13 protein-coding genes are annotated in these 14,493 nt (G+C 59.7%); 3 read left to right on the top strand and 10 right to left on the bottom strand.

What is annotated here, in order from left to right; all coding sequences use genetic code 11:
* Window positions 1-255: 255 nt before the first annotated feature.
* From VIZ63_RS20485 to VIZ63_RS20495, 3 genes are all read right to left on the bottom strand, one after another.
* Window positions 256-870: a hypothetical protein gene (locus VIZ63_RS20485; RefSeq protein WP_331611635.1), complete on the bottom strand. Its 615-nt coding sequence runs from the start codon at window positions 868-870 to the stop codon at window positions 256-258.
* Between the two features lie 203 nt (window positions 871-1,073).
* Entirely contained in the window at window positions 1,074-4,586 is a 3,513-nt protein-coding gene (locus tag VIZ63_RS20490) for a DEAD/DEAH box helicase (protein ID WP_331611636.1), read from the bottom strand.
* Entirely contained in the window at window positions 4,570-5,343 is a 774-nt protein-coding gene (locus VIZ63_RS20495; RefSeq protein WP_331611637.1) for a Hachiman antiphage defense system protein HamA, read from the bottom strand. The genes VIZ63_RS20490 and VIZ63_RS20495 overlap by 17 nt, the downstream gene beginning before the upstream one ends.
* 277 nt (window positions 5,344-5,620) lie before the next feature.
* On the opposite strand from VIZ63_RS20495, the gene VIZ63_RS20500 reads away from it, so the two are divergent.
* The 3 genes from VIZ63_RS20500 (at window position 5,621) to VIZ63_RS20510 (ending at window position 7,676) form a co-directional block, all read left to right on the top strand.
* A complete protein-coding gene (locus VIZ63_RS20500) occupies window positions 5,621-6,196 on the top strand; it encodes a hypothetical protein (RefSeq protein ID WP_331611638.1) in 576 nt (191 codons plus the stop codon).
* Window positions 6,197-6,355: 159 nt separating this feature from the next.
* Window positions 6,356-6,532 (top strand): hypothetical protein, encoded by a 177-nt coding sequence (locus VIZ63_RS20505; protein WP_331611639.1) that lies wholly within the window; start codon window positions 6,356-6,358, stop codon window positions 6,530-6,532.
* Window positions 6,533-6,743: 211 nt separating this feature from the next.
* The gene (locus VIZ63_RS20510) at window positions 6,744-7,676 is read left to right on the top strand and encodes a DUF4417 domain-containing protein (protein ID WP_331611640.1); all 933 of its coding nucleotides are present in this window, start codon (window positions 6,744-6,746) and stop codon (window positions 7,674-7,676) included.
* On the opposite strand, the gene VIZ63_RS20515 is transcribed toward VIZ63_RS20510, so the two are convergent.
* The 7 genes from VIZ63_RS20515 to VIZ63_RS20545 all read right to left on the bottom strand — a co-directional run bounded on the left by VIZ63_RS20515 (window position 7,651) and on the right by VIZ63_RS20545 (window position 14,207).
* A complete protein-coding gene (locus tag VIZ63_RS20515) occupies window positions 7,651-8,481 on the bottom strand; it encodes a hypothetical protein (protein WP_331611641.1) in 831 nt (276 codons plus the stop codon). The genes VIZ63_RS20510 and VIZ63_RS20515 overlap by 26 nt on opposite strands.
* Before the next feature lie 35 nt (window positions 8,482-8,516).
* Entirely contained in the window at window positions 8,517-8,726 is a 210-nt protein-coding gene (locus VIZ63_RS20520; protein WP_331611642.1) for a hypothetical protein, read from the bottom strand.
* The gene (locus tag VIZ63_RS20525; protein ID WP_331611643.1) at window positions 8,719-10,578 is read right to left on the bottom strand and encodes a DEAD/DEAH box helicase; all 1,860 of its coding nucleotides are present in this window, start codon (window positions 10,576-10,578) and stop codon (window positions 8,719-8,721) included. Before VIZ63_RS20525 ends, VIZ63_RS20520 begins: the two co-directional genes overlap by 8 nt.
* Window positions 10,575-11,168, bottom strand: coding sequence for a Shedu anti-phage system protein SduA domain-containing protein (locus tag VIZ63_RS20530; protein ID WP_331611644.1), 594 nt, complete (start codon window positions 11,166-11,168; stop codon window positions 10,575-10,577). The genes VIZ63_RS20525 and VIZ63_RS20530 overlap by 4 nt, the downstream gene beginning before the upstream one ends.
* A gap of 254 nt (window positions 11,169-11,422) precedes the next feature.
* Window positions 11,423-11,719: a hypothetical protein gene (locus VIZ63_RS20535; RefSeq protein ID WP_331611645.1), complete on the bottom strand. Its 297-nt coding sequence runs from the start codon at window positions 11,717-11,719 to the stop codon at window positions 11,423-11,425.
* A 957-nt stretch (window positions 11,720-12,676) separates the two neighbouring features.
* Window positions 12,677-13,678 carry a relaxase/mobilization nuclease domain-containing protein gene (locus tag VIZ63_RS20540; protein WP_331611646.1) on the bottom strand — a complete coding sequence of 334 codons (1,002 nt, stop codon included), beginning with the start codon at window positions 13,676-13,678 and terminating at the stop codon, window positions 12,677-12,679.
* Window positions 13,659-14,207 carry a hypothetical protein gene (locus tag VIZ63_RS20545; RefSeq protein WP_331611647.1) on the bottom strand — a complete coding sequence of 183 codons (549 nt, stop codon included), beginning with the start codon at window positions 14,205-14,207 and terminating at the stop codon, window positions 13,659-13,661. The genes VIZ63_RS20540 and VIZ63_RS20545 overlap by 20 nt, the downstream gene beginning before the upstream one ends.
* Window positions 14,208-14,493: the final 286 nt, after the last annotated feature.

Below are 14,493 nucleotides of genomic sequence, written 5' to 3' on the forward strand. Positions count from 1 at the left end.
ATTGAGGATAGCTCTATGCTGTATTGCTCCTGGCACATCCTCTGCGTCAGGAATAGAAGCCAGTGACGGCGGCGGTTTCAGCACCGCATCGAGCGACAGTGTTCGCTCGCCCCTCTATCTGCTTCGACCGACCCGTGAATAAGAAGGACCTTCGGGACAGTCGACGAATGCTCGGTGCGGCCACTTCTAGCTCGCGTTCGGCGCTGAGGGCGCGGTGAGCAATGCCAGTTGCGAAAGCTCTGATGCTTTCTCATCTCACTCCCGCGCGAAACACTGAACGTATCCCGAGGCCGGCTCATACAACCAGACGCGATCAAATGGCGAGTTACCAATTGCTGAAGCAATCACCGCCGGAATCTCGTTTTTGTCCTCCTCGTGAAATATCCCTCCATCTCCGATCCATGCAAGTAATTCGCATCGACCGGAAACAGCGTATGTCTTTGAGAACTTGTTCGACAGCGCAGCAATGTTGAGGCGCGGAAGGAATGATGCACCTATCGAGCTGAACGCAGGCCCCTGGGTGTGGTCCGTGCGATAGACGCACAAAGAGATCGTCGCCGGCGGCAAATCTATTCCCGCCTCCGCCACTGACCCTTCGAATCCGTCCGGCAAGGAGAGCAACGTACGAAGAACATCCGGAGCACGCCTGCGCAGATCGCGATCACCTCTCAACCCGACCATCGATGGAAAAATGACTGCATTCGAATACTTCGCATCGAATATGCGTTGCGTCTCGGCCGGCAATTCGTCCAAGCATTCGAGGAAAGCGTCTGAAGTTCGATGCAGAACGTTCCGTCGGCGGATCTCAGCCTCCGGAGAGATGTCCGTCAGCTCGAAGCAGACCTCGCCCATCCCTTCAATCGTGACCAAGATATCCGGCGCCGGCGGGGACGGCTGTCGAAGAGAGCCAGGTAGGTACGCCAATCCCGATGCTACGCAGAACCGATCAAAGACATCTCGCTCGATCCGTTTCTGCTCTTCCTGACTGGATCTCGGCTTTATCAGCGATTGCCAGTTTCGTGGTCGCGCCATAGCGAAGTCCGTGATTTTGGCTGCCTACTCGGCTCCGTCGATCAGGTGCCGAACAGGTCGTTGGGGCCTAGATACGAGATATCGATTCGGATGGTGTCTTGAGCCACATGCGCACGTACCAAGCCCGCTCTCCGCAGATTGAGCGCAGCCACCATCGTGCCAAGAGGAGTTCCATCGGGTGAAAGCACGCGCGATCGACCCGCCCAATCGTGGATCTGCACGGGTGTTCCCGCAGGCGGCGGCGCGGCGAACCATGCCACAGGCTCCGAATAACGGCGATCTGCCCATGTACGGTTTTCGCGGGGCGCGAAGCTCGAAATGAACTCGGCCCACATCGCTTTGGTTTCGGCAGTGGGCCAATCGGGTTGAGCACTCAGCGCAATGACAATCTCCGAGCTTAGCCATTGCCGAAGTTCCTGACCTGTCTGAAACGTCGCGCCAGTATCCGTAACAACCTTGATTGCTGCGAGCCTCGAGTTGAATCCGGCTTGGATGAGTATCGAAGCAGAACGATTCAACGTTCCGGTTTCGACGGCGGTAGCAGCGAGGGACAATTCGAAGTCTGCGATTTGCGAGTCACCAACGATGTCGCCGTTCGCCTCAGCGCGAACGCGGATGGCCTCCATCGCCCATGGAAGGCGATATACCAAACCGCCCTCGACGAACTGCAACGCATCTGATTCCTGACCAGCGGCTACGACGGCGAGCGGCTCGCCAAGAAGCCAACTGCGCAAAATGTCCCTCCAATTGAGAGGCATGGGGTCAGACTCGAACGGGTACACATTAAATACGCGCTCGGCAATCATCGTGATTGCGTTGATAGCGGCTGTCGTGTCGCCCGCCAGAATCGCGCCATTTGCCTGAACCAAAAGAAGGTTAGCTGCGTCCGCCATTGCGTCAAGGGCATGACCGGTGGCCAAGCCAACACCCGCCAAGAAGTAGCCGCGCCGGCGCTGTGCGGTAGACTGGCTCCAGATCAGTCGACTGCGCGAAACAATCCCCGCCTTGAGCACTCGTTGAACTGTCTCGTTCTGACGAAGCAAGCGCCGATTCCAGAGAGATGACTGAAGGATGTCATCCAACGCACCCTCGACTCCATCATCAGGAACGTCTTTTTCACCGATGAGGCTGAGGATGGCCGTGTCAAGAGTCGCGACATGCCGCTCCCAATCGGCACGCGCCCGTTCCCGCTCTTCCGCTTTTTCGTTGGCGACTTCTGGGAACGTCCAAGCCATAGCGGTGTTGGCAACATAGTCGATAAGCTGATCGAGGTCACCGCCGACTTGAGCGCGCATGCGGGTTAGCAGCGCTGCGACCAGACGCACTAAGCCGCTTTCCATCTCGCGCGCGCCGAGATCGGCGATGAGTGCTTCCCAGTGACGGCGCTTCTTCGCTATATCGTCAAACATTGGGAACAGAACCAAACCCTCGACATCAACGTAGGCACGACCTGCCCGTCCGATGACATTCTTGAATTCGGAGACTTCGATTCTCTCGCCACTGCGGTGTAGGGAATGCATCACAACGGCTGTCGCTGACAGGTTAAGTCCTTGCGCAAGAGTTGGCGACGAAATGGTCACTTTGAGTACGTTTTCGCGCAGAAGGCGCTCGACCTCCTTTCGGTAGGCCGTTGGCAACGCGCCGTGATGCAAAGCGACGCCGAGGCGCAGGCACTTGAGGAGTGCACTGTGCGGGCCGAGCCATTCCGCACCAAGTGCGATTGCAGTATCAAGAACAACAGGATTGGCTTCGAGCAAAGAACGCAGCGCACCTCGCTCATGAAGATCGACGACCACGTCGGCGAAGGGTTCAACGCTTCGCCGCTCCGGACAAAAGATCAGAACGGTCTGTCCGTCTTCCACGAGTCTCCAAGCAGTAGCCAGGCAGAGTTCGCGCGGACTATCCGGGAAGAGCCTAGTACGACGACGCTTTGGCTGAACCCGATTCGGTGGTACGAATCCAGTTAGGAAGCGTTGTACCCACGGACGTTCTTCACCAACACGAAGGTTGAGCCGCGCTGCGGGTGATGCCCACACCACTTCGCCAAAACGCAACCGTGTGGGGCGCCAATCATTCTTGATTACCCCGCCGGGATGATCACGCCTCAGCCATGCGGCAAAGTCATCAAGTTGGTCGCCGTCGGGCAAAATCGCTGAGAGGCAAACAATGCGCCGCTCGTGCGCATCGGCTCGGCGAAGGAGTCGCTGGATCTGTACTTCGTAGCGGACCTCGCGTTCATTCGGTCCAATCATGTGTCCTTCGTCAAACACGAGAAGGCCGACATCGTTGAGAAGAGACGAGTCATTTCGCAGCGCGAAATCGAGCTTTTCTGGCGTGGCTACTACGATGTCACGCTCACGTATTGCGTCCTCGTCGAAACCACTGACTCCGATACTGCCGTAGAGTGCGGAGATTCGTTTGCCGAGTGGACCGAAAGTTTTCTGCAGCGTAGTTTCGGTCTGGGCCGAGAGCGCCCTGAGTGGAGTAATGAACATCACCCGTTTGCCACCGGCAATGCAGCGCAGTATGCATAGTTCGGCAATGCGCGTTTTACCAGCACTCGTAGGCAGCGAGACCACTAGGTCATCGGCCTGGTCGACAGCTCGCGATGCCGCTTCGATCTGAGAAGGCCACAGATCGACTTCAGCTCTAGGACGCCGTTGAAGCAGCGCGATGAACAGATCTCGAAGTCGAATCCATTCGATCGCCTCGCCCCCCGCAGGTTGGAGCGGCACTCTCTCGTGAAAGGTGTTGGACCACAGATCAGACAGCAAGTGGATCGCAACGCGATGCGCCCACCATTGTGGCAGCATGTTCAACTCGCTGCATATCGCAAGGCTTGCTCTTAGGCGTTCAAGCGCTTGGTCGACGAACGGCCGTTCGCCGCGATCCAGACCCACAAGAAAAAGGGACATGGCTGCAACAAAGGTATCTGTGAGTGCGGTGTCGAGGCCCTCGAAAAGAAAGTCGTTGCTACCTTGAATCGGATCCGCCGCCCCCGCCGCCTGATCGAGACCAATCTGTACGGCGGCGGCAATCCGAGCATCACTACCTTCACCCGAGGCTCGGTAGTCGAGAACACTTGCCCGCACAGCGTTGTAATTTCTCCGCATCAGTTGAGCGAGCACACGCTCCACCCGGGAGAAGTTCTCATCGGCTTCAACGATCGACAGAAGTGAGTAAGCGCGCGCGGACAGGTGTGCAAGGTGATAACTCACCGCGGCCATGACGAAGTGAAAGTCGCGATCGACTTCATTTCGACTGCCTTTTGCGATTACGGCCTCAAGAGCGGTGGCGGCTTGCTCGAATGCAATTCGCGCCTGGCCGGCATCACCGCCGAGCTCGCGGAGACGAAGACCGAGACCCAAAAGCGCATAGCCATAAGAGTGCAGGTCGTAACTAAGTTGCGGCGCGAAATTAGGGGCATCCGGTGGAAGCGCACCGTCGCGCCAAATGATCGCGCGCGCTTGTCCTCGTGCGATCAAGCGTCCGCGAAAACCCGCAGACGCGGCTTCTTCGATGGCGGCAGCGATTGCGTCAGGCGTTGTTGGCATCGGCAATCACTCGATCATAGACGGCGCCAACGAACGCGGCATGACCGTCCACCCTCAGCCCAACAGCCCATTGTGTAATCGGTCCCGGATAGGCCTGCAGCGCCGCAACTAGCAGAGCGTCAGGCGCATTGCCCGAAAAAGTGAATAGCAGATGCCGGACGTTCTGCGTCGGGATGCCGTGCTTGAGCATCGCGTCATCGAGTGCGTCGGCGAGCGGGTTATGTATCTCGAGGAGTCGTTCCGATATGAACGACAGCGCGTGTGCGGACGGGAGTCCGCCGTCCTTCTCGAGACCGGCCCGAGCTTCGGCGAGAACTTGGGCCGTAAGCGCTACTCGGCTCTTCGCCTCCGTCTTCAAAAAATAGAGTCTGTGCGTATTTTGGTCTTGAGAGATACCAATGACATCGTCCCCACGCATCGCCATGTTGCGATGATCTTTCCAACGCAGGCGTTTAATGTGAGCGCGATAGCCGCTATAGCGATTGATCCATTCCGTCGCGAAAATCTCTCCAAGATCTCCTGATCGGATCGCCTTGGTTGTTGGCAGCTTGCCTTGAATCAGTGCAGCCGCGGCTGGCTTTCCTAGGCGGGCGAGCGCGCGCGCCACATGCTCTTCGGAGGCATAGTGGCCGGGGACGATCGCCGCCGTAGCGCCAATTCCTGCCGGAAGGTTTGCGGCCTGTCCGGTCATCACTCGACAGAAGTGATCCCCGACCGGATGGTCGACAGACAGACACCAGCCGTCGAACTGCAGCACCCAGATCCCCTTCAATTGAAGACAGCAATCAGGGGGAGTCGAGCGGACGGCGAGCTCACCTTGGGGAAAGGTCTGTAGACATCGAGTCCATTCATTTCAGTAACACGCACGTTCCTCGGCCCGAGGCTTTGATTGGGTGAACGCGTGAGGGTACATTGCCCAAGCCTACCTTGTAAATTTAACCATCATGTAAACATCTGAGTTTTAAGGCTTTATCAGCTATTGACCAGCCTCTGTGCGATGGTATCATATATCTCACGTTACTAACGTGAGATACATGACGATGCATGTTGCTATGAAGGACTTCGCGCAAGACGGCCTGCTTGCCGGCAAAGCAGAGGGAAAAGCCGTTTTCGCTCACCTTGTGCAGCTGACGAAAAATCCCCCGCAGCCAGACGTCTGCTTTCTCGATTTCAGCGGCATCGACATCGCCACGACGAGCTTTTTGCGCGAGAGCATCGTCGCCTATCGCACATATGTGCGCCGCGAATATCCGAACGTCTATCCCATCGCTGCGAACCTCTCCAGCCGCGCGCGCGACGACCTTGAACTGATCCTTGAGCTGCGCAGCGATGCATATGTCGTTTGCGTCCTGAGCCCCGATGGCGAGCCGTCCGACGTGGAACTCCTTGGCCAGCTCGACGGCAAGCAGCTCATCGCGCTCGACGCCGTTCTCGAGGCGGGCGAAGCGGACGCGCCGACGCTTGCCGAGCGCAACGATGAGGGGGTCGGCGCGACCGCTTGGAACAACCGCCTCGTGGCGCTCGCCGACAAGGGCATCTTGATCGCAACGAACGCGGGGCGCACCAAACTCTACCGTCCTGTCCTGGAGGGCTTGCGTCATGGGTCTTGATTTCATCCGCCGCGCCGCGCGCAGCTTCACGAAGGGCTGGGAAAAAGCCAGAAGGATCTCGCACAGCCGACACTTTTCACGCGCTATCCGGACTGCCGCACGCGCACGATCAACGCCGATATCAATGACCGCGTTCATGCGCACGAAGGCGAGCAGGTCATGATCTGCATCAGCGGCGGCAAGCTCATCCTGGTCCGCGAGACCACGCAGATCGGTGTCGTTCAGACCCCACCGCCTGATCTCTTCCTCGCCATTCGCGACGCAGGCGACTGCGCGCTTGGACACATCGTTCAAATCAACCCGCTGAGTGGTACCGCCGATGTCGAAGTCGAGTAGCCGCAACCGTCCTCCGGTCGAACGATTCCAGTTTCCGAACTCGCGCAAGCTGTGGCATGACGGCAGCGCTCTCACGAAATCCCTCGGATGTCAGCAATGCTCGTTTCAGGAGGTCTGCGGAGGGTTGCAGGTTGAGGCAAGCGTCTTCGACTGCCTGACGTACTGCCGCTGCACAAACCAGAATTCGTGCGACAACGTGTGCCCCCGCAACATGCTGCACCTGGTCGCGCGCTCGCAGGAGGTCGGCGGTCTCGATCTCATGCGCGTGCAGGCCGCGCCTGCGGTTTCATCGCGGCCTCTGCCGCTAATCGCGCCGATGATTTACCACATGTCGGCGCGTGGCCGCGCGCCGAAGGCCGAAGCCGTCGCTCTGTCGCTCTACCAGATGTTCGACAAGAAGAGCGGCCTTCCGCGCTTCGGCTCGCGGAGCGCACTCCTTGCGCATTTCCAGCTCGCCGATAACACGGTCATCATATTGAATGGAACTGACCACGATCCACCGCTTGAGCGGTGGTGGAAGCTCGAGCACCGCGTCGCCGTCACAAGCAATCTCGCGCGGCTCGGCATCGATCTCGTGACGACGCCGAACTACTCGCTGTTCGACGACGTGCCGCGCCCAGACAACTTCTATAACATGAAGCGGATCGCGCTCATCTGGTCGGAGATGCAGAGGGAAGGCTTGCCCTGCGCGCTCCATTTGAACGCCCGTACGGACCGCGATTGGGAACGCTGGACCGAGTTCCTCAACGCGCATCCCGAGATCACCTACGTCGCGTTCGAGTTTGCGACCGGCGCCGGCGCGCGATCGCGGATCAAGTGGCACGTCGCACAGCTCAGCGCTCTCGCAGGCGCCGTCAAACAGCCTCTCCACCTGATGGTGCGCGGCGGCTTCGGCGAGTTCGCGCCACTTCGCAAAGCCTTTGCCGGATTGACGGTCATCGAGACGAACGCCTTCATGAAGTCGCAGAAGCGGCGGCGCGCCGTCATTCGCGGCGAGCGCCTGACATGGGAACCGGCGCTGACCGCGACCGGGGCGACAATCGATGACCTATTCGACGAAAACATCAGAACGATGCTCGAACATGTCGGGAATGAGATCGGCGGCCACGAGCCGCCGCTCAGTGCGCTGTCGAAGTCGGCCTGAGGCGGCACACGACGCTGGCGACAAAACCTTGCAGCTGCACCTTCTGACTGAGCTGCGCCTTCATGAGTGAAGGAGACGCGCCGTCGATCGTGAGCGCGTGATCATCGCTCCTAAACCGAAGCTCTCCATTCAAATTCGCCAGACCCACGAACAAATCGTGGAATCCAAGTCCGCGCGCGGGATCGATATACCGGCATCGCGATTGTCCGTCGCTCAGCGCCATCTTGATCGCCGTCCCCGGATCACGCAGATGCTGATAGTCAGGCGACTGATGCAGGCTGTTCAGTATGCCGATGCCGCTGTCGGCGACGACGAACTCGAAATCCTCGCTTGTCCCTCGGAAAGCGACAACGGCATCCTCGTGCCGTCCGCTGTGCTCGTAGACGTTGTTCTCCATTTCGCGCATTGCGCCGACCATTCCGCGCGCGACGGAGTCAGGCAAAGAACGTCCGGCTGCCTTGCGCGCCTCAAGGCAAAAAGCGATCCACTCCAACCTTTCGTCATCGCCTGGATTGCGCGCGGCAGTGATGAAGCCGGCGTATTCATCGGCGGTATTGATGTAGGCGGCGCGCCGGCCGGGCTTTTGCTCGAGCGCCGTGCGCAGAGCGGCACCGATCTCCCCGTTGATCCGTCCGCCCGGAAACGCGTTACCCCTGAGCAGCGTCAAGAGTTCAAGAGCGGGGCCAAGACGCGTGATGATCGCCGAATCGATATACGGAACAGGATCAAGGCGCTTGCGCGCAGCAGCCCGTGCAAGATCATCGAGGAAAGCAAAATCAAGGTGCTGTTGTGCTGTTGCACCCATTTAAGCACCGCCAGCACGAGCGACAAACGTCATGGTCATGGACCTTGCGTCAGCTCGGCTTCCAGCACATCGAGCCTTTTGCGAGCAAGCTGAATCATGTCGAGCGCGATCTTCTTCGAATAACAGGATCGATCCCGGGGGCCGTCGTAGACGACCATGCACACCGAGCCTTTCGGGATCGCTTCCTTGCTGTACCTACACGTGCGTCGGGCCTTTGCGATCTCGACGTCCGTCGATTTAATCATCTGCTTTAGTGGCATTCCTAAGCTTCTCCCTGACCAGGCTGGAAATCTTGTCCGCGATGTCTGCCGACGCAGCGATTGCGCTTTCAAGCTGAGCGATATCCGCCGATTGGCGTTGGCCGGATTCGAGGTTCATCACCTTGTTCTGCTCCGCACTCGCGAGCCGGATCACGATCTCTGAATTGTGGGTTCCACTGAACGCGCGAAGCAGATCGCGACCGCGGTGGTCGAGGTTGAGACGATTGATGACGGTATCGGCGATAGCACGCGCTTCGTTCTGCAGCCGTCCCTTGAGCGCTTCGCGGCGCGCCTGCGGCTGGATGACCGGATTGAACGCGGCGACACTGCTTTCAGTTTGTGCCGCGGAAAGGCGCCTTCGCATGATGTCTTCAGTCAAACCGAACTCAGTTGGTTCGAAACCCTTTTGCCTGATCGTCTCGAAGAGGTCGCCGATCATCACCTCGTCGATCTTCTTGAGATAACCCTTGCGCTGGTAGTTCTCAACCACTTCATTGAGGACGCGCATGAACGGACGTAGCGTCATGCGGGGGCCGCTCTCCCCTTCGCCATCGATCTCCATTTCGCCTTGCAGGTACTCCTTGAAAAACTCCTGGTCGTCCTTGTCGAAATTGGTGAAATCGTTCCACCAACGCTCATCATTGAGGCCGACGTGCGACACGAGATACACATGGTTCGCGAGCGAATATGGCGTCTGCGGTGCCGCAAGGCGCAGGATGCGCCCGACGAACTGCACGTAAGGCGAGAGGCTTCGGTATGGCCGGAAGACTGCCGCAACCGAGAGCGTCGGAAGGTCATAGCCTTCGCCAAGGATGTTCACCTGCACGACAACGTCGGTGAGCCCGCTGCGCAGGCTCGCTTCAATTCGGTCGCGCTCTTCGGCCGCGAGTTGACTGTGCAACACTTCGACGCGCAGGCCATGTTCCTTGTAGAGCGCGGCAACCTGCGCGGCGTGTCTGATCGAGCAGGCCACGGCAATGAGTTGCCGCGGCGAACCGAGCGTCCGGACGTGATGCAGCTGCTGGATGGATGCATTAGCGATGCTGCGATTGCATTCCTCCGAGGTCGCAATGCCTTTACTGAACCAGTCCTTGTCCCGCATTTTCATCACGTCATCGAGCGTGAGCGTCTTTGTCTCGCCCTCTGCCGTGAACGTGAGACTCGTCGGCTTCACGAACAACGCGTCGATTTGCGAGATGAAGCCCATTAGCATGGAGCGCGCATATCCGAAGCGGTAGATCCGCTCGCCCGCAACGACCTTGCCATCGGAGCGCATTGGCGTTGCGGTAAAGGAAATCACCTTCGCGTTCGTGAAATGCTCGAAGAGTTTTGCCCATGATTCGGCGACGTTGTGGTGTCCTTCATCGACAAGGATCATGTCGAAGTAGTCGGCAGGTAAGGCCTCATACCACTTGTTTCGCGCACCGGAGAACTGCTGGATGTTCGCGACGACGATATGGGCCGCGTCGCAATCATGGATGTTTGCACCCGTCTTCAGCTCGGACAGATACGGACCGTTCTTCGGTGTGAATACACCGCGTTTGATGTAGAAGCAGTTCGGATCGCTGACATTCAGCTCTCGCCGGATGTTGTCGCGGATGACCAGGTTCGGTGCAATGATGAGAACGCGTCCTTTCGCGACCTTGAACGGAGCCAAACCCATGAGTCCCGTCTTGCCGCAGCCGACTGGAAGCTGGACGTAACACGGCTCGTTGCTTTTCTGAAAGTGTTCCCGGATTGCGAAATAGCCTTCGATCTGCGGTTCGCGTAAGGACGGGTTCTGCCAGATTTCGACCTTTGTCTCGCTGAAAAGGTGTTCGATCTCGGTGTTCTTCATTCGGACGCTCCAACGGCAAGACCGCGCCCGATCACGTCGCGCAAACGGTCATACGTCATCACAGTCGTATCGGCGGTCGACAACGCGCGATAGGTCTTGATCTGAGCAGGGTCCAGGCTGCCGCGCCGTCCGATCACGACATACGCGTGACATGAACCGTCAATGTCCTTGAGCCCGAGCTCAGTGCGCGCATAAGCGATGTTTTCGGCGAGCCATGTTCGCCAGTCACGCACCTGTTTCAGGGCTTCCGCAAGCTTCTTCGCCGGCACGCCGCCCCTCGTCAGCGGTCGTTCGAGCGGGCTTTCCAGTTCGACCATCACCCAACGGAAGCCAACGGAGGTGATAGTGCCGAGGAGAAAGTCGGGAACCAGCTCGGCGCCGAGGCGCGGCCGGTCGAGGCACCAGTATTCGCCACCGGGCCGTGTGAGCGGACCCAATAGGGACGGGTGAGACGCAAACAACGTCTGGAGCGGACGCTCATCGCCCGCATCGCTCAAAATGCGGTCGAATTCGTCAACAAGGGCCGAGGGCGGTTCCCGGCCACCGCCAACGCGGCATTGAGGCCATTTTTCTAGGTCTCGCTTCCCCATTCTCATTGTCCGTTCTTGTTACGTTGGACATGGAGGCGCTTGTCAGCTTTACAAGGTGCTCACGGCCGATCGAGCACTGGTGACTCTGGCGAGCCATCCGGCCGAATGGGCATGTCTCAGCCCCCAACCGGTGACTTGAGCTCCTAGTGCACGGGCGCACGCGGGTGTTCATGTGCATTTGCCGAACCCGAATAGCCCCCTCGAGGCTTTCGCTGATTTGGTCCGAACGTTCCCTGCCCGAGCGTCCGGTGCTACTACTCGATTTCTCTCATCGCGAAATCCATCACATCCCGGTCGTACGCGATTGGCTCGTGCTCGTTCTCGCCGATCATGATAAGCATCAGGCCGCAGCTCGATGCAGCTTCGAGTAGCAGCCCTTGAGCGTGAAGGATCAGGTCCCGATCCTCAGTCGACAATGCTTCACGCAGGAGCATGAGCGGATCGTTCTCTCCATTGCAGGTCTCCATGAAGGCGGCCACGTCCTCCTCCCCGTTTGCATTGACGGCGTAGGTTCGCGTCAAACACCGACCCACAATATCGAATTGAATCATCGCCACACCAGCACCTCACAAAGAGTTGCGAGTCTGCGGCGGGATCCAATCCGAAGATGGGATCCGCATCGGATCTGAAGGCTCTCGGCAAAATGCTGAGCGAAGAATCAGCATTGAAGGTATGTATAGGCCAAGCACTCGCCTGATCGATTGGGCCGAGATTGCAATGGGGGTGGGCTGAGACCACGGGAAAACAGTCAGCGAACCCGGGACGAGATCGGAGCTGGGGAAGGCCATTCTCCGGGCAGTGACCTGTCTCTACTGCTGCAGAATCTGGCCCCTCAGGCCGAAGAAGCGGAAACACATTTTCGGTGTTACCAAAGGTGTACCCAATAGAGATCGATTCCATTGGGTTTAGATAGGCCCTATTGGCCCCACCGTGCATGCTAAGCTTTTGTGGTTGTTAATATTTCAGCCACGTAGCAGCAGGTCTTTTCGCGTTCGGGACGTATAGGTCGCAGGTTCAAATCCTGTCACCCCGACCACTGATCCCACTCAAATTTTTTCGGCAATAACTCGCTAGGGTCCACCGCTGCAGTGCGCTAGGGTCCGAAATAGGGTCCAGCCCTCACCGGATGGAAATGCACGTTTTTGCCCTTGGATTGCCTACGGTGTCGCTACTGGCAAGCAATGGCAATTCGCGGACGTGAATGGGTGAATTGAGGCGCTTGTGCAGCGCACACCCGGCCGGCTCACTAGGGCATTGTCGACAATTTGGGGATCTCGACGTTTCCGGCAGGCATGAGTCGACCCGGGAAAAGTCCGGACTCACCGCTGCTCCTTGCCCCACCCTCCCAGCACCCCCAGCGATCACCGGGGATTCGGCACCACTGAACAGCGCCCCGCGATCGCGGGCGCCGTCACCCGAAGTGCCGAACGGCGATGGACGTGCGCGGATGGGACGCGCCATCGGTGGCGCGTGATGGTCCTCTATGGACTCTGACTCGCGAGCGTAAGTTATCGGGTGGGAGGCTCGCAGGTTCGCGGCGCCCTTCGAAGCTGGTGCTGAAGCTGCTCCGCAATCCGTTGTCGCTCAGTGAGCGGCGGTGGCATCGACCCCACGAATCTGCGCACCTCGCTCGCCATCGCCGGGTGCGTGTCGCGCAGCGACTGCGCCACGGCAAGCCAGCCCTCCTGCACCTGGCGGCGCGTCGCCAGCAATTTCATCGCGCCCGGTTCGATCCGGATCTGCCAGCCGCCCTGGAGTTCTTTCGCCACCGACTCGACCCGAGCCCGCAGGTGCGTCGACTGTCCGCGCCGGCTGGCGCGGTAGACCGAATCGCGCGGGGCGATCCGAGACTCACCGCGCACCGCGCGTTCGGTCGCATTCGCCTCGACACCGACCGCGCGCAACTGCGTCGCGAACTGCGCGCGCCAGTCGCGCAACGTGGCCTTCGATACTCGCAGGCGTTCGCCGCGATCGCTCCTTGCCCGCACGATGAGATGCACGTGCGGATGCCCACGATCGGTGTGCAGCACCATCGCATACCGATACCTTCCCGCGAATTCCTCGCGTGCGAACGCGCGACTCGCCTCGAGCACGCTCGAGGCCTTCGTCCCCTTGGGCATCGACAGCACGAGGTTGTGAACCAGCTTCGTGGGCCGGCGGCCGGGTGCGCCCGGATAGGGCGCGGCCATCTCGGCCGCATCGGCCGCGAGATCCCAGTCCGCCGTCAGGGCGTGCGCGACATCGCGCCCTTCCCGCGCCTCGTCCTCATCGGTGCGCCAGGTCAATGCGCCCTCGCGATCGACGTACCTGAGGTGCGCGGCCACCGCCGCGACACTGCGGCCGCCGCCGCTCACCTTCACCATCACCTCCGGCGTGCGGCGCGCCGTTCTCGCAATGAGCGCAAGTTCAGCGGGCGACCAGTGCTCGCGCGGCAGGCCCGCGCGTCGACCGTAACTCACCAGGTCGAGGAGCGGCCGCGGCCGCTCGGCCTCACGGCTTCTCATCGCCATGGCCGCATTGCCAGCTATGCAGGTTGGTGCGCATCAGCGCACGCACATGGTCGCGCAGCGACTCGCACAGTTTGAGCATGTTCATCACCTGCAGGTTGCCGGGTCGCAAATGCGCGGCTTCGCCGCCACTGCGCACCCACTGATTGAGGTTGCGGCCGATGGCGGCGAGCTCGGCCACACACTCGCGCAGCGCGCGCAGCTCCGTCGTGGGTAGCGGCGCCACGGCCCGCAGATGCGCACGGATCAGCAGCGACACGTAACTCGCCGCGGCCAGGGAGCGCGCCGCGGCCCGCTCGCGCAGCAACACTCGATCGCCCGGCACCAGGCGAATGGACAGGCGCTGCGAGCGCGGCAAGCGCGCTTCTTCGGGGAGGCTCGGCGCGGCGCCGCCCTCGGCGATCACGAGCGCCTGCTCGAGCAAGCGCTTCATCAACGCCGACTCGGACAGACCACGCTGGCGCGCCAGTGCCGCGAATCTCGCCTTCGTCTGGGCGGGTACCCACGTCGAGATGCGCCGGCCGTCGCTCATGGGCGCATTTGATCCACACAGCAACCGAATGGCTATCCTGCATACATGGGTTTTTGTGATCGATACAGCCCCTTGACTGATTTTTCAGTCTCTGCATTCACCCTCTTCTCTCCGCTGAATGCCTGACAGAGACACTCGCACGGGCCCGCCGAATCGGTTGCAGTCGTACATCCGGCCTCATCGTGGAATCGCACGTGTGCGTTCCGGGCCATCATGAAATCCGCACGCAGTGAGCCAATCGTTACCGAGACTTCCAATATCGTCAGCCGTGCAGGATATCGGCTTG

This window comes from Povalibacter sp. (assembly GCF_036520495.1).
GTDB lineage: Bacteria > Pseudomonadota > Gammaproteobacteria > Steroidobacterales > Steroidobacteraceae > Steroidobacter.

Coding starts and splice junctions, on each gene's coding strand:
- VIZ63_RS20490 (WP_331611636.1), bottom strand. CDS start 4,586: ATGCCAACAACGCCTGACGCAATCGCTGCCGCCATCGAAGAAGCCGCG.
- VIZ63_RS20500 (WP_331611638.1), top strand. CDS start 5,621: ATGACGATGCATGTTGCTATGAAGGACTTCGCGCAAGACGGCCTGCTT.
- VIZ63_RS20505 (WP_331611639.1), top strand. CDS start 6,356: ATGATCTGCATCAGCGGCGGCAAGCTCATCCTGGTCCGCGAGACCACG.
- VIZ63_RS20510 (WP_331611640.1), top strand. CDS start 6,744: ATGCTGCACCTGGTCGCGCGCTCGCAGGAGGTCGGCGGTCTCGATCTC.
- VIZ63_RS20515 (WP_331611641.1), bottom strand. CDS start 8,481: ATGGGTGCAACAGCACAACAGCACCTTGATTTTGCTTTCCTCGATGAT.
- VIZ63_RS20520 (WP_331611642.1), bottom strand. CDS start 8,726: ATGATTAAATCGACGGACGTCGAGATCGCAAAGGCCCGACGCACGTGT.
- VIZ63_RS20525 (WP_331611643.1), bottom strand. CDS start 10,578: ATGAAGAACACCGAGATCGAACACCTTTTCAGCGAGACAAAGGTCGAA.
- VIZ63_RS20530 (WP_331611644.1), bottom strand. CDS start 11,168: ATGGGGAAGCGAGACCTAGAAAAATGGCCTCAATGCCGCGTTGGCGGT.
- VIZ63_RS20535 (WP_331611645.1), bottom strand. CDS start 11,719: ATGATTCAATTCGATATTGTGGGTCGGTGTTTGACGCGAACCTACGCC.
- VIZ63_RS20540 (WP_331611646.1), bottom strand. CDS start 13,678: ATGGCGATGAGAAGCCGTGAGGCCGAGCGGCCGCGGCCGCTCCTCGAC.
- VIZ63_RS20545 (WP_331611647.1), bottom strand. CDS start 14,207: ATGAGCGACGGCCGGCGCATCTCGACGTGGGTACCCGCCCAGACGAAG.